The 13,939-nt window shown below is 38.0% G+C and carries 14 protein-coding genes; 9 read left to right on the forward strand and 5 right to left on the reverse strand.

Annotated elements, in window-relative coordinates:
* Nucleotides 1-244: 244 nt before the first annotated feature.
* The 4 genes from GNE10_RS21730 (at nt 245) to GNE10_RS21745 (ending at nt 3,498) form a co-directional block, all read left to right on the forward strand.
* The gene (locus GNE10_RS21730; RefSeq protein ID WP_185566942.1) at nt 245-2,380 is read left to right on the forward strand and encodes an amylo-alpha-1,6-glucosidase; all 2,136 of its coding nucleotides are present in this window, start codon (nt 245-247) and stop codon (nt 2,378-2,380) included.
* Nucleotides 2,381-2,383: 3 nt separating this feature from the next.
* Complete coding sequence (locus GNE10_RS36410) at nt 2,384-2,716, forward strand: cation transporter (protein ID WP_311774837.1); 333 nt, start codon at nt 2,384-2,386, stop codon at nt 2,714-2,716.
* Complete coding sequence (locus tag GNE10_RS21740) at nt 2,655-2,945, forward strand: DUF4396 domain-containing protein (RefSeq protein ID WP_311774838.1); 291 nt, start codon at nt 2,655-2,657, stop codon at nt 2,943-2,945. Before GNE10_RS36410 ends, GNE10_RS21740 begins: the two co-directional genes overlap by 62 nt.
* Before the next feature lie 112 nt (nt 2,946-3,057).
* Nucleotides 3,058-3,498 carry a cupin domain-containing protein gene (locus tag GNE10_RS21745; protein ID WP_185566943.1) on the forward strand — a complete coding sequence of 147 codons (441 nt, stop codon included), beginning with the start codon at nt 3,058-3,060 and terminating at the stop codon, nt 3,496-3,498.
* A 98-nt stretch (nt 3,499-3,596) separates the two neighbouring features.
* Here GNE10_RS21745 and GNE10_RS21750 read toward each other — a convergent pair whose 3' ends face one another.
* Nucleotides 3,597-3,761 (reverse strand): hypothetical protein, encoded by a 165-nt coding sequence (locus GNE10_RS21750; RefSeq protein ID WP_185566944.1) that lies wholly within the window; start codon nt 3,759-3,761, stop codon nt 3,597-3,599.
* Between the two features lie 315 nt (nt 3,762-4,076).
* On the opposite strand from GNE10_RS21750, the gene GNE10_RS21755 reads away from it, so the two are divergent.
* The 5 genes from GNE10_RS21755 to GNE10_RS21775 all read left to right on the forward strand — a co-directional run bounded on the left by GNE10_RS21755 (nt 4,077) and on the right by GNE10_RS21775 (nt 10,186).
* Nucleotides 4,077-5,306, forward strand: a complete 1,230-nt coding sequence (locus GNE10_RS21755) for a zinc-dependent alcohol dehydrogenase (protein WP_185566945.1) — start codon at nt 4,077-4,079, stop codon at nt 5,304-5,306.
* A 118-nt stretch (nt 5,307-5,424) separates the two neighbouring features.
* Nucleotides 5,425-6,720, forward strand: coding sequence for a sodium:proton antiporter (locus tag GNE10_RS21760; RefSeq protein WP_185566946.1), 1,296 nt, complete (start codon nt 5,425-5,427; stop codon nt 6,718-6,720).
* Nucleotides 6,721-6,759: 39 nt separating this feature from the next.
* Nucleotides 6,760-7,545 (forward strand): alpha/beta fold hydrolase, encoded by a 786-nt coding sequence (locus GNE10_RS21765; RefSeq protein ID WP_185566947.1) that lies wholly within the window; start codon nt 6,760-6,762, stop codon nt 7,543-7,545.
* A 9-nt stretch (nt 7,546-7,554) separates the two neighbouring features.
* Nucleotides 7,555-9,195 carry an alpha/beta hydrolase gene (locus GNE10_RS21770; RefSeq protein ID WP_185566948.1) on the forward strand — a complete coding sequence of 547 codons (1,641 nt, stop codon included), beginning with the start codon at nt 7,555-7,557 and terminating at the stop codon, nt 9,193-9,195.
* Nucleotides 9,196-9,286: 91 nt separating this feature from the next.
* The gene (locus GNE10_RS21775) at nt 9,287-10,186 is read left to right on the forward strand and encodes a DUF3267 domain-containing protein (protein ID WP_185566949.1); all 900 of its coding nucleotides are present in this window, start codon (nt 9,287-9,289) and stop codon (nt 10,184-10,186) included.
* A gap of 395 nt (nt 10,187-10,581) precedes the next feature.
* On the opposite strand, the gene GNE10_RS21780 is transcribed toward GNE10_RS21775, so the two are convergent.
* From GNE10_RS21780 to GNE10_RS21795, 4 genes are all read right to left on the reverse strand, one after another.
* A complete protein-coding gene (locus tag GNE10_RS21780) occupies nt 10,582-11,388 on the reverse strand; it encodes a hypothetical protein (protein WP_185566950.1) in 807 nt (268 codons plus the stop codon).
* A 59-nt stretch (nt 11,389-11,447) separates the two neighbouring features.
* A complete protein-coding gene (locus GNE10_RS21785; protein ID WP_185566951.1) occupies nt 11,448-12,251 on the reverse strand; it encodes a hypothetical protein in 804 nt (267 codons plus the stop codon).
* A gap of 159 nt (nt 12,252-12,410) precedes the next feature.
* On the reverse strand, nt 12,411-13,046 hold the full coding sequence (locus GNE10_RS21790; RefSeq protein ID WP_185566952.1) for a hypothetical protein: 636 nt from the start codon (nt 13,044-13,046) through the stop codon (nt 12,411-12,413).
* A 314-nt stretch (nt 13,047-13,360) separates the two neighbouring features.
* Nucleotides 13,361-13,930 (reverse strand): DUF3611 family protein, encoded by a 570-nt coding sequence (locus GNE10_RS21795; protein ID WP_185566953.1) that lies wholly within the window; start codon nt 13,928-13,930, stop codon nt 13,361-13,363.
* Nucleotides 13,931-13,939: the final 9 nt, after the last annotated feature.

Raw genomic sequence — 13,939 nt, forward strand, 5'->3', positions numbered from 1 at the left:
ATATTGAATTATATATACAGCAGATTGTAGGTTAATGAAGTACAAATTTTCTAAAAAAAATCATATAACAACAGACTTTCAATCTTGTTCCCTGCTGTAAATAGTTAACAAAAAAAGTAAGACAAAGCATATTTCTTGAGCCTTAAGGAAGCAGAAGAGATGGGGAAGTGTGGGAAGGAATCACACTTCCCATACTTCTCTTCCCCCCTATCTTCCCCATCCTCCCACACTCATTGTTTGCCCTATGCCTACACAAGTCGCTGTCAACCCTAGTGTAATCACTATTAACGATGGTTCCTCATTTCTTGTAACTGCTAGTGATGGTTCCATCGACGATAATCAAGCGCAAGGTTTTTTTGTGCGTGACACACGCCTAATTTCTTACTACGAAATTTCTCTCAATCGCTACCGACTTGTACTACTAGCCGCTAGCAACATCAATCATCACACGGCTCTTTATCAATTTACTAATCCGCAAATCCCCACTGTTAACGGCAACTTAGCTTCTGGTAGTTTGTTCGTAACCATTCGACGCGACATTGTAGCAGGAATGCACGAAGATATCGATATCACCAACTACCACTCAGAACCAATTGAGTTTCAATTGATGTTGGCAATTCGTTCTGACTTTGCGGATATTTTTGAAGTGAAAGCCAAGAACATTGTCATGCGGGGTAATACTGAAACAGTATGGAACGACGGTGTACTCACTACCAAGTATCGTAATAGTTCTTTTGTTCGAGCCATTGTGACTGAGCCTGTTGGTTCTAGTTCAAAAGCGAGCTACGCCAACGGTCGTTTGATGTTTAATGTGATGATTACTCCTGGCAAAACATGGCACACCTGTATTAATTTTACAGCCTTAGCCAATGGAGATGTGCTTCAACCACAACAAACCTGTGCTGCATCTCATAATACAGAAGCCGGAAAAGTCAGCGATGAATTTTTGAGTAACGCGACAAAGTTGCAGTCTTCTAATGCTGAAATTCGGGGATTTTATCAGCAGGCGCTCGTTGATATGGGAGCTTTACGAATTGAGGTAGAAGACAATGGGCATCAGTTTTGGATGCTTGCTGCTGGTATTCCTTGGTTTATGGCTGTTTTTGGACGTGACTCTGTAATTACCAGCTTACAAACAATGGCAGTTTATCATGAATTTGCCCGTGGTACGCTAGTTCGGTTAGCTCAACTGCAAGCCACCGAGTCGGATGACTGGCACGATGCTCAACCCGGCAAGATGTTACATGAATTGCGGCGTGACGAATTAACTAAACTCAATCAACTACCTTACAATCCCTATTACGGCACGGTAGATACTACTATTCTTTGGATTATTACCCTAGCTGAAACTTATAGCTGGAATGCCGATGTAGGTATGTTGAATGAGTGTAAATCGCCTCTAGAAAAAGCCCTAAAGTGGATTGATAAGTACGGCGATTTTGATAATGATGGGTTCGTCGAGTATATTACTCGTTCTAGTCATGGATTACGCAATCAAGCCTGGAAAGATTCAGGTGAAGCAATAGTTTATCCAAATGGCAAATTAGTAGAGCCGCCCATTGCTTTGTGTGAAGTTCAAGGTTACGTTTACGATGCTTGGTTAAAAGCAGCTTTAATTTATGAGGTGTGGGGAGAACAAGCACAAGCTAAAAAGCTACGTCAAAAAGCCGAAGAACTATATCAACGCTTTAACGATCGCTTTTGGATGGAAGATGAAGGCTTTTACTGTCTTGGCTTAGATAACAACAAGCAACAAATTAAGTCTATCGCTTCAAATCCTGGTCAATTGCTCTGGTCTGGTATTGTACCTCAAGAAAGAGCAAAAAAAGTGCAAGAGCGACTCTTTCAACCAGATATGTGGTGTGGTTGGGGTATACGGACTCTTTCATCTCAAAATCAAGGCTATAACCCGATTAGTTATCAAAGAGGTAGTGTTTGGCCGCACGATAATTCAATCATTGCGGCTGGATTAAAACGATACGGCTACGACAAAGAAGTTAATCACATCGCTGAGGGTATTTTTGCTGCTGCTAGCTATTTTCAAGCTGGGCGAATGCCAGAATTGTTTGCAGGAATTGAACGCCGAGATGATAACTTTCCAGTCCCCTATCCAGATGCCAATATACCCCAAGCTTGGGCGGCTGGTTCCATTTTCTTACTCATTCGCAGCATCTTAGGACTCGAAGCTGATGCACCACAACGAAAGTTGAAAATACAGCCTCGCTTACCAGAATGTTTACCAGATTTGGAACTATCTAATCTATCTGTAGGAGACGCAAAAGTTTCATTGCGTTTTTGGCGTGAGGGAGAACAAACTCACTGGGAAGTTACCCATATTGATGGAGAGTTAGAAGTGATGAAAGGGAATGGAGAACAGTAAAAAATGGCTTCAGATTCATCTAAGAAAACAATTTTTGCAGCGATGAGTGCTAATCTAGCGATCGCTATCACTAAATTTATCGCTGCTTACATTACCAATAGTTCAGCGATGATATCTGAAGGCATTCATTCAGTTGTAGATACTATCGATCAATTATTACTTCTGCTGGGACTTCGTATGAGCCAAAAGCCAGCAGATGATAGTCATCCCTTTGGTTACGGACAAGAACTTTATTTCTGGACTTTATTGGATATTAGATTATATTGTGGCGTTCGTGTTAGGGATTGCTTTTCAATATTTCACCATCAAACCAATGCGGGAAGTTTCAATGGGTGAGGGTTTAAAAGCTGCGGTAAAAGCGGATACTCTCTCATTAACAGCGTGGCAAGTTGGAATGTATGGCTGGATGGCGATCGCACTATTTATTCTTTTCTCACCAGAAACATTACGCCCAAACAATCCCGTGTTCTGGTTCATGATGCAAATTGGTATGGTATGTGGCTTTCTTACTAGTTACCCAGTAAATTGGTGGCTGCTTAGTAAAAAAATTAAGGAAGTGATGTAGTTTTAAAATACAAAATCAAATTTTTTACCAACGTTAGACCAGTACAACTGGGGATTATTCAATAATAGCGATCGCATTCAAGAGTCTTGTCCCATTACGAAAAATAATTTTTATGCAGAATAACCAATCACATAAGCCAACAATTGAGTATTGGTGTGTCTCGACTAATCAAGACGGTGTAACTCACCAGTCCCGCCATCAAATTGAGGATTTCGTTCACAAAGGTATAGCACCGGATACAGCTCCTCAGTGGCTATCTCAATTGAAACAGTCTGGTGCTACAGTTACATTTACTGTATTACCAGTCGGATGGGTAGGAAAGTGGCATGAAAACCCCAAGCCGCAGTGGATTATCCCACTATCGGGGCGCTGGTTTGTAGAGACTATGGACGGTAAACGAGTAGAGATGGGGCCTGGCGAAATTTCATTTGGAGGAGACCAAGGTACAAAAGAAGATGCACAAGGTCATAAAGGTCATTTATCAGGCACAGTAGGCGATGCGCCAGCCGTGCTGATGTTGGTGCAGTTTGAAGAAGCCCCAAGTATGGAATAGCCTGATATTGGAACTAAACTATGCTTGTTAAGATGTATGGAACAAGGCATTAAGTCAAAAGAAATTTTTTTGCTTTGTTCCTACTTTTTGTTGTGTGGCTATATTGCTGTACCTACACCGTATTCATAGAATAATTCTTCGCCATAGTGAAAGTCATAGAGAATTGGTTTGGCTGCGATCGCTGTAATGACAAAATAAATAATGGCAAATTTCGGCACTCTTTCTTTGTTACTCCTGAGCGATCGCCACTGATTGAGCTTCATGGAAGCCTCATCTGGTGAACAAGTGTGGTATTGTTTTCACTTTCTCCACCTGACATAATTATCCGTGCTTTTGATAATTTATATCCTTCTAGAGGACGATAAGAAACTAGAACGATATCGATACCATAGTTTCTAAGTGCGTATGTCATGTAGTTCAAAATCAACTAATTTTTTTCTAAGTTATCCATTAAAAAGCTTAATTTGGAGCAAAGTTTTCCAACTCTATTACATAAATATTCTGTTTTATAGTAGCTAAACTTCTCAGCTACTAGTTTTTATCTGAGATGCAAACTTTATAAGTCAGGAGTATTTACCATGAAAGCAGTAGTTTTTCACGGAATTGGAGATATTCGTTTAGATAACGTACCAGAGCCAAAAATTAAAGAGCCAACAGATGCCATAATTCGCCTGACTTCTAGTGCAATTTGCGGCACAGATTTACACATGATTCGGGGAACATTCACAGGCATGAAACCCGGTACAATTTTAGGACATGAGGGCGTTGGAATTATTGAAGAAGTTGGTTCTAATGTGCGGAATTTGAAAGTAGGCGATCGCGTCGTTGTTCCCTCAACAATTGCTTGTGGTTACTGTTCTTATTGTCGTAGCGGATACCATGCTCAATGTGATAACGCCAATCCCCACGGACATAATGCCGGCACAGCTTTTTTCGGAGGCCCAGAAGCAGCCGGCCCCTTCGATGGCTTACAGGCTGAATATGCTCGGATTCCTTATGCCAATGCAGGGTTAGTCAAACTACCAAAAGAAGTTACAAACGACCAAGCAATTCTGCTATCTGACATCTTCCCCACGGCATACTTTGGAGCCGATATTGCAGAGATTACACCAGGAGATACAGTTGCTATTTTTGGTTGTGGCCCCGTGGGACAGTTTGCTATTGTCAGTGCCAGACTTTTCGGTGCTGGACGCATCATTGCAATAGATACAATCCCTTCGCGTTTAGAAATGGCGCGCGATCTAGGTGCAGAGATTATCGATTATAATGCTGAAGATCCAATAGAAGCGATTCGGGAACTAACTGGAGGAGTTGGTGTAGATAGAGCTATTGATGCCGTTGGCGTAGATGCTAATGCTCCTGACAGTGGCCCAGCCGCCGAAAAAGCACGACAAGAAGCACAACAATTCCAGCAGCAGTTACAACAAATTGCCCCAAAAACTAATCCGCAAAATGGTAATTGGCATCCTGGGAATGCTCCTTCTCAAGTCTTAGAATGGGCAGTTCAAGCATTAGCAAAAGCTGGTACACTCTCAATTATTGGAGTATACCCTCCAAGCCATAATTTCTTTCCCATCGGCATGGCGATGAACAAAAATTTGACTATCAACATGGGAAATTGCAATCACCGCAAGTATATTCCGACGTTGGTAGATTTGGTGCGTAACGGCACAGTAGACCCGACAAAAGTGTTAACCCAATTCGAACCGCTAATGTCAGTTATTGATGCTTATAAAGCGTTTGACCAACGGCAACCAGGCTGGGTGAAAGTAGAATTAGTGCCAGGAGCCGCTTTAGCTAGTGTCTAGAATCTTTGATCGGACTGTGTTATAAACTAAAAATTTTCTATCAGCAAGTTATCCTATTTGCTGATAATTTTTGCTTTTGATGATAGGAGGAGGTTGTACAGCACGACTGAAGTTTTTTATGGAAGAATCTTTGCAAATTACAATTTTGATTAGTGTAACAGTTTTAGCTGGAATCTCGGCTCAAGTTTTAGCTAGTTATTTTCAAATTCCTAGCATTGTTCTGCTACTTTTATTCGGAATTACTCTTGGGCGAGATGGTTTTAATTTTTTAAATCCATCTTTGTTAGGTGTTGGTTTAGAAGTTATAGTTTCGTTGTCAGTAGCACTAATTTTATTTGAAGGGGGTTTAAATCTACAGCTTGGAGAAGTAAAAGAGATTTCTAACAGTCTTCGTAAGCTCATTACTGTAGGAGTGCTAATTACCTTTTTGGGTGCTGGAATAGCTGCACACTGGTTAAGTGAATTTCCCTGGTCAATTGCTTTTCTTTATGCTTCTTTAGTAGTTGTGACAGGCCCAACAGTTATTAATCCTCTTCTCAAACAAATTGGTGTAGATAAACAAGTATCAACACTTTTAGAAGCAGAGGGTGTTTTTATCGATCCTATTGGTGCAATTCTGTCTGTTATTGTGCTTCACTTAGTCTTAAATGGGGATCTAGAACCACTCATTTTAGTTAAGGGTCTGGTTTTACGTTTGGGTATTGGTGTAGTTATTGGTATCTGTGGAGGCTGGTTGCTGTCTCAACTTCTCAAGCAGAAACAATTTCTGCCGCAAGATTTAAAAAATCTAGTTGTTTTAGCTAGTATCTGGAGTTTATTTAGTTTGGCACAAGTTTTACGCAGTGAGTCTGGGTTAGTAGTTGCTGTAGTTACGGGAATAATTTTAAGAGCTAGTAACTTGCCTTCTGAATCTTTATTGCGTCAATTTCATGAACAGTTGAGCATTTTAGCTAATTCAATTTTGTTCATTTTGTTAGCAGCAGAGTTATCAATTGCCAGTGTTTTAGCTTTGGGTTGGGGTAGTGTTTTAACAGTTCTCGTATTGATGTTGATAGTACGTCCCATTAACGTTTTGATATCAACTTGGAATCAAGGCTTTAACTGGCAACAGCAGTTATTTTTATGTTGGGTTGCTCCTCGTGGAATTGTAGCTGCTTCTTTAGCTTCTTTGTTTGCAGTTTCACTTACAAAAGAAGGTATCAATGGTGGTGATTCCATTAAAGCCCTAGTATTTTTAACTATCATGATGACAGTTTTTTTTCAAGGATTGACAGCTCCTTGGATTGCAAATATGCTTAATTTACGTTTAAATATTGAAACTAATCAGAAGCATTTGCAGCCAGATAATGATGATATGAATACACAAGAAAATGGAGAAATATTCAGGTCTGTTTCAGAGTTAATTGAACCTTGAAGCAATTATCTAGTTATTAATATTAGTATTAGTTAAATTATGTCATCTAAAATTCGCAGTCACTCTTATTTTTTGGCTACTCAAGCATCTAACTCTAGTTATCCACTTTTTGTATTTCTTCCAGGAATGGATGAAACTGGAAAGGAACTCATGTATATTCAAACAGCAGGTTTAGAGACTGCTTTTGATGTACGTTGTTTTGTGATTCCACCTGATGATTTAACTAGCTGGAATGAAATGACAGAAGAAGTGGTAAGTTTAACCAATATAGAACTCCAAAAAATACGGTCATCACCTGTATATTTGTGTGCTGAATCATTCGGTGCTTGCTTGGCACTCAAAGTTTTAGAGAAATTCCCTCAACTGTTTACAAAGATTATTTTAATTAACTCTGCTTCTTCATTTCACCGAGTACCTTGGTTAAATTTAGGTTCTCTATTGTTTCCTTATACACCTAATTTATTTTATAAAATCTCTTCATTTATATCTTTACCTTTTTTAACCAATTTAAACCGAATTTCACCTACTGCGAGACAAGCTCTTTTAAAATCCACCAGTTCTGCACCAAAAGGAACTGCTAATCAGCGACTCGCATTAATGAGAGAATTTGATATTGATGAGCAGAAATTATCTCAAATTACTCAACCAGTCTTACTTATTGCTAGTAAAGAAGATAGACTTTTACCTTCAGAAGCAGAGGCACAACGTTTAAGTAATATTTTTCCTAATTCACAAATAATAACTCTACCTCATAGTGGCCATGCGTGCTTAGTGGAAAAAGATGTAAATCTTTATCAAATTTTATTCTCAGCCAATTTTATTTAGTAACAAGTTATGACCTATCTTCTAAAAAAACAAACTATCTTGCTCAAAATAGTTTTGAGACTTTTTACTATAGGGTTACTACCTGTAGTCAGTGCTTATCCTGCTGTCGGTGCAGAACGGATCGAGTTTAATTACGGTCTTTTAGAAGAGTCTATTCCAATTAGTTCGCTTGAAACATATATTAGAACAGGCAAAGTAGATAATGATTTAGCTGTATACAGAAAGTATGTAGGCAATCAGCAATTAACACAACTACGGAAAGCTTTAACTACTCCTATTCCCTTAACTCAAGTTGAAGTTTCACAGTTTTTATATACACCTATTGGGGAAAGATTATTAACAAGCTTGGGAAAAGTTATTCAAACTGAATCTAGAATATCTGGCTTTTATGCTATTCGCGCTGCATTAATTTTGTCTGCCGTAGAGCCAAAAGATTTTACACTTTTAAATGTATTAAAAAAGTTTCCTGCAAGTGCAGTTTCAATTAATTTGAATCAAGGTTTAGGCATTGTTAATGCTTTACAAGATTTAGTCAATCAAACTCAAAGTGCAGTAGCATTTATTAACCAAAAATCTCAACAAAAGGCTAGTAATACTTATACACTTAATAGTATTCCCAAATTAGATTTAGCAAAATCAGGCAATTTTCGTTTTTTAAAGCAAACTATTATTCTCAATGACTTATCGCGTCTCAGACAATTTCCGGTTGATGTTTACTTACCAGTTACTCAAACCCCTCGCCCAATAATTGTTATCTCGCATGGACTTGGTTCTGATAGAACAAGTTTTGCGTATTTGGCTGAACATTTAGCATCTTATGGTTTTGTGGTTGCTGTTCCAGAACATCCTGGCAGTAATTCAAAACAAATACAAGCCTTACTGTCAGGTATAGCAGATAGAGTTACCAATCCTAGAGAATTTATTGACAGACCTTTAGATATTAAATTTTTGCTAGATGAACTTACTCGTTTATCAAAGTCTAATTCAACATTTCAAGGACGTTTAAACTTAGACCAAGTTGGTGTAGTTGGACAATCCTTTGGTGGATATACTGTATTAGCATTAGCAGGTGCGAAAATTAATTTTAAGCAATTAAAAGCTGACTGTCCAGCTTTAGAAGATACATTAAATGTTTCGCTTTTATTACAATGTTTGGCAATAAAGCTACCGAATACTGAATATAATTTATCTGATAGTAGAATCAAAGCCGCGATCGCAATCGATCCGGTCGATAGTAGTATTTTTGGAAAAGCTAGTCTTAGCCAAATCAAAATTCCATTGATGATTGTCTCTGGCAGTGCCGATACAATTGCTCCGGCTTTGTTAGAACAAATTCAGCCTTTTACTTGGTTAACAACTCCAAATAAATATTTAGCACTCATCAATGGCGGTACACACTTTTCTACTATTGCAGAATCATCGAATGAAGTTGTCCCTGTAGCCAGACAAGTAATTGGTTCTAGCCCCGCTTTGGCACGTCGTTATGTAAAAGCTTTGAGTGTTCCATTCTTTGAAACGTATGTTGCCGAACAACCAAGTTATTTACCATATTTGAGTCCAGATTACGTTAATGCAATTAGTCAGCAACCGCTACCATTAAGTTTAATTAAATCTCTGACATCCGAACAACTACAAGAAGCGTTCAAATAAAGATTTTGAAGCTAGATAAACCTATAGAGTGATGAAATAAATACTAAATATTATTAATCTGGAAAACAAAAACTAATAATTAGCAATAATTATGAATATAGCAACTCGCAATGAGCCTATTTATGTATTTCGCTTAACTCCAAAAATATCACTTATTTGGACTACTTTAGGTTCATTGTTGTTAATATTGGCAGCTTCAAGTGCAGGCTGGTACTATAGCATTATTCACGATCGAGCAGTAATTTTTAGTCTAGAAAGTGCTGGAAGTGGAGCTTGGCGAGGAATTCTTGCTTTTGTGATTTTACTGGTTATTACTTTTGTCACCATCATTGTTCATGAATTAGTGCATGGAATAGCGTTTGCTGCCTTTGGTGGTTCGCCACGTTATGGATTTAAATTTAAGTATTTCTTACCCCTTGCTTACGCCACTTCACCGGGGAACTTATTTCGTCGGAATGCTTTTATTTTCATTGCTTTAGCACCATTGATAGTTCTTGATATTGCGTGTTTGTTACTGCTAGCAATTTTTCCCCAAGCAAGCTGGTTAATTTGGGTAATTGCATTCAATACAAGCGGTGCAATTGGAGATATCTGGATAGCAGTACAATTGCTACGTTGTCCACAGTCTATTCGAGTCGAAGATAGAGAAGAAGGCATAGCAATTTACGCACCTCCTAATGTGACTCGCCGAGAACTTCCTTTTGCTAGAACTGATAAAAATCGTAAGCGTTCAGGTGCAAAAGCTTTGTTAAACCTCGCGTTTATGGCTTTGGCTTTGGTACTGATTTTTAGCTTTTTACTAGTACCAGTCTTGAAAACCTTAGAAGTTCCTTCATTTATTATCGGTAATAATTATTTCTGGATTTTCCGTTGGATAAATAACACAAAAGGATTCAGTATTGAATTTAACTGGATATCTTTTGTGATAGTTATTTTGACATTATTGTTACTAAGTTTTTTAACTAATATGGTTCGGCGACGGAACATTTAATAATTAAAGAGCTAATAAAAGAATTGATAGCCGATCGCAACCCAAAAGCGGCTTTCTTGCTGTTATGGTAATTCTTCTTTAAGGACATTGAGTACAATACCTCCGGTTAAAAAGGCGAAGAGAACCGCAACAGCCGCTTGATGAATTTGTGTACTAATGCCAATTATCCAACCAACAACGGTAGTTTACTTTTAGGGGCGACCATCGCCCCTAAACCAAGCCAGATAAAGGTTTGAGAGACACAGACCCCTTGAAAAATGTGGGTACTTATTGAGAATAAACTGTACAGTTATTAAACAGCTACCTGTAGGGTACAGTTTAATGGTAAAAAAGAACGGTCTTGTAATTTAATTAAGACCGTCATAATAATGCTGGCATCATTCTACCAAAACTTCTTAGAAAAATACAGAAGGATGATATATAGTTTCAGCAACTAAAATAGGTCTGTTGCTATAGTCAGCCTCTAACTCCCTTTTTACATTTAGATCCCAGGTAAAATTATATTTTTTCTCAATTTCAGCAATAACAAAAGGACGAACTTCACCAGTTATCGATACTGTCTGACCTTTGTTTATTGCTACTTTGGGCGGTGCTTTTAATAAAACTAGCAAATCTTGCCCACCAAACAATTGGTTTTCATCTAGTGTTAATAAAACCGGACTGCGGATATTTTCTATTTTCCCTGTAACTGCAACTTGACGACGATAATATTGTTCGGGACGTTGTGTTATTTGGCCAGGTTGAGGCGCTAATACAAGATATTGAGCAATAATTACAGGTTGATTGATGTAATCTTTGTAAGATTCATCCTGTATGTTGAGATTAAACTCTTGCTCAATTTTGGTAATTACTAAATTACGAACCTGACCAGTAACTTGCACTTTAATATTTTCGTCAGATGGTAGATTAAAAGGCACACCTGAAGCATTGACAACTACAAGAGGTTCACCCCGAAAGAACCGTGCATCACTAACCGTAAATGAACTCGAACCAATTTTCTGAATTACTCTGCTTTTAATTGTTACAGAGTTACCGATAAATTCGTCGGTGTTTTCAGCAATTTCAGATGTATTGGTGATAGTTGGCTTTGTGTCAAAAAAGCTACAACTTCTCACTATCAGAGCGATCGCTACCAGGAAAACTAATACCCCTGTTTGACCTAGTGCTTGTAAAAAATTTCCCCTTTGATAATTGTCATTCATTGCCCTTATTCTTAGCTATTCATGGAAAGCTTTCCTGATAGATGATCCTGTAGAATCCCTTATTGCGGAATTGCTGAGGGATATACCTCTGTTGCAACTAAAACAGGTTTATTTCTGTATTCTGCTTCTAGCTGCTTTTGCACAGTTAAATCCCATTTCAGGTTATATTCTCGTTCTAGTTCAGCTACAACAAACGGACGCAACACACCCGTGACAGCGACTTTTTCACCTTCTTTGACAGTTCTTTTGGGAGTACCGGCGCGGATCACTAACAAGTCTTGTCCACCAAATAATTTGTCTTCGTCTAAGGTGAAGGAATTGGCATTTCTGATGTTTTCTACTTCACCTGTCACTGCCAAATTTTTACCGTAGTATAGGTTAGGGTTTGTAGTAAGTTCGCCTGGTTTAGGAGCAAGTGCTAGTGATTGCGCGATAATTGCAGGTTGGGTTTCGTACTCTTTGTACAAGTTTGGATCTAAGCCCAAGTTGTAATCTCGATTAATATCTGCAATCACAAACTTACGAACTGGCCCTGTCGCTTGAATTGGTGTATTTGTGTCAGTAGGCAGAGTGAAAGTTTTACCCGAAGCATTGACAACTAAAATTGGTTCAGAGCCAAAAAATTGCTTGTCGCTGACTGTAAATGTTGATGGCCCTAATTTTTTGATAGGCGTACTTCTGACGGTTACAGTTTGACCAATTAGTTGATTTGTATTATTGGTAACTTCTTCTGTAGTTACATTATTTTCTGGAACTGCGGCTTTACGCTCTAAGTTGTTTTCACAAGCACCAAGCACTACTGCGGAAAGTGCTAAAGCAATAGCTCCTTTAAAATTCCACTTAGTTTGAAAAAGCTTAATCATGGCAGAACCTCCATTCAAGTTGGTCAATATCAAGTTCAACTAATAAAAATTAAAAAATCATCACATTTATGCATAAATTTTTATGATGTTTTTTCAGCTAAACTTGATATTGTTTTATTCAGCTTTTTAACGTATTTCTAGTTAATGAGATGAACTACATTAATTTAAAAAGACCTGACCATCTTTTTGAATTCTCAATACACCTTGATCGTTATTAAAATTGGTTGTTTCATCTAATGAGACTGAAAGTGTACCTCCAGAAGTAGACGTAGGCATAACTTTTAATAGTCCACCGTCTTGACGTACCACAGTAATACTGATAGGTGTTGGTAAGTTTCGTAAGACAAATTCTTGTCCACCTGCAAGATATCGAGGTTGGGTTTGACCTATTGCTTGATAAGAGATACCAGCGTTAGTGTTATTTTTCAATTTGACATCGACTCTACCTGCTGTTGGTGTGATAGTTGCGATCGCACTTTGCCGACTTTCTGGTAAAGGTGGTTGTATAGCGTTAGAGGGTCTTCTATAGACAGGAACAACAATACTTTGAGAACTATTAGTTTGCTGCTGTTGTCCGAATTTTAAAGTTGCTTCATTCGGCGGACATCCTGGTGGAGTCAAAACGCGATCGCGGTGTGGTTCTTCATAGAAGATACTAGGACAAGGATTAACTTTAGGAGTTGGTTGCTGTGCTACTGCTGATTGAGTAATTGCAGAGAAACTGATTAGCAAAGTTCCAAAAATTGTTCCTACCGATCCAACTTTTGTAAAAGAAGAATGATTGAACTTGTACATAAATACCTCCTGATAATTTTATCTTTGCTTGTTGTTTTCAAATCACAATACATCTAATCAAAGATGAGAAAATACTCTTAGCTTCAACATTCTTTAATTTCTTTTGCAATAATTAAAATTTTTGATTATGTACTTTAAATAAAGTTGAGCCGCTCAACCAAAAGAGGAGACATGAAAACAGACTGTACTTTGAGATTAAATCTCAATGGTGGAAAAGTCGAGGAGAATTCTAATATATTTAGCAAATACTACTTTAGATATAGATTAGTACTTCCATAGCGATACCTGACAAAATCAAATCAATACTGCGCTTATTAGTCTTCTAACCAATAAAGTAGACCCAGAGAAGTAACTCCCCCAAAAAAGTGAGCGCCAATCAAGTTGACGTTTGCTAACATTACAAAAATGTCTAGCGAACGAATTACATTTTCTGGCTGATAAATTGCCACACCTTGAGGCTGTGCTACTGCTTTACCCAAAATGATTGAAACCGTCACTTCAGAAGCAATAAAAGCTATTAATAACCCTACCAAACTTACAATTAATCCAATTCGTAAATTTTGAATTACGTCCTCCTTCCTGGGTTGGTTTTGAGAATTTGGAGTTTGTAGAAGTTTAGCCATTTTTCGATAACGCAAAGCCCAATATACTCGAAAGCACAGCAATAAAATACCAACAATAGCCAAAAATATCCCAAACCCTATACCTGCATTGCTTGTTTGAGTAGTAATGTTACGACTAAAATACGCCAGTAATACAGCAATGCCTGAAATCCCACCAAGTACTAACTGTACCCAAAAACTAATTCGACTTACTAAACGCAATGTAGCAGCAAATTTTTGTTTGCTTGGTGGATGTGAAAGTGATTCTAAATTATTTATCATATATATACC

Source organism: Nostoc sp. 2RC, assembly GCF_014222165.1.
Classification (GTDB): Bacteria; Cyanobacteriota; Cyanobacteriia; order Cyanobacteriales; family Nostocaceae; genus Nostoc; species Nostoc linckia.

Bases quoted from the DNA above. Each gene is read 5' to 3' on its own strand.
- GNE10_RS21790 (WP_185566952.1), bottom strand. From the start codon at position 13,046: ATGTACAAGTTCAATCATTCTTCTTTTACAAAAGTTGGATCGGTAGGA.
- GNE10_RS21785 (WP_185566951.1), bottom strand. From the start codon at position 12,251: ATGATTAAGCTTTTTCAAACTAAGTGGAATTTTAAAGGAGCTATTGCT.
- GNE10_RS21730 (WP_185566942.1), top strand. From the start codon at position 245: ATGCCTACACAAGTCGCTGTCAACCCTAGTGTAATCACTATTAACGAT.
- GNE10_RS21795 (WP_185566953.1), bottom strand. From the start codon at position 13,930: ATGATAAATAATTTAGAATCACTTTCACATCCACCAAGCAAACAAAAA.
- GNE10_RS21745 (WP_185566943.1), top strand. From the start codon at position 3,058: ATGCAGAATAACCAATCACATAAGCCAACAATTGAGTATTGGTGTGTC.
- GNE10_RS21765 (WP_185566947.1), top strand. From the start codon at position 6,760: ATGTCATCTAAAATTCGCAGTCACTCTTATTTTTTGGCTACTCAAGCA.
- GNE10_RS21760 (WP_185566946.1), top strand. From the start codon at position 5,425: ATGGAAGAATCTTTGCAAATTACAATTTTGATTAGTGTAACAGTTTTA.
- GNE10_RS21770 (WP_185566948.1), top strand. From the start codon at position 7,555: ATGACCTATCTTCTAAAAAAACAAACTATCTTGCTCAAAATAGTTTTG.
- GNE10_RS21750 (WP_185566944.1), bottom strand. From the start codon at position 3,761: ATGAAGCTCAATCAGTGGCGATCGCTCAGGAGTAACAAAGAAAGAGTG.
- GNE10_RS36410 (WP_311774837.1), top strand. From the start codon at position 2,384: ATGGCTTCAGATTCATCTAAGAAAACAATTTTTGCAGCGATGAGTGCT.
- GNE10_RS21780 (WP_185566950.1), bottom strand. From the start codon at position 11,388: ATGAATGACAATTATCAAAGGGGAAATTTTTTACAAGCACTAGGTCAA.
- GNE10_RS21755 (WP_185566945.1), top strand. From the start codon at position 4,077: ATGAAAGCAGTAGTTTTTCACGGAATTGGAGATATTCGTTTAGATAAC.
- GNE10_RS21775 (WP_185566949.1), top strand. From the start codon at position 9,287: ATGAATATAGCAACTCGCAATGAGCCTATTTATGTATTTCGCTTAACT.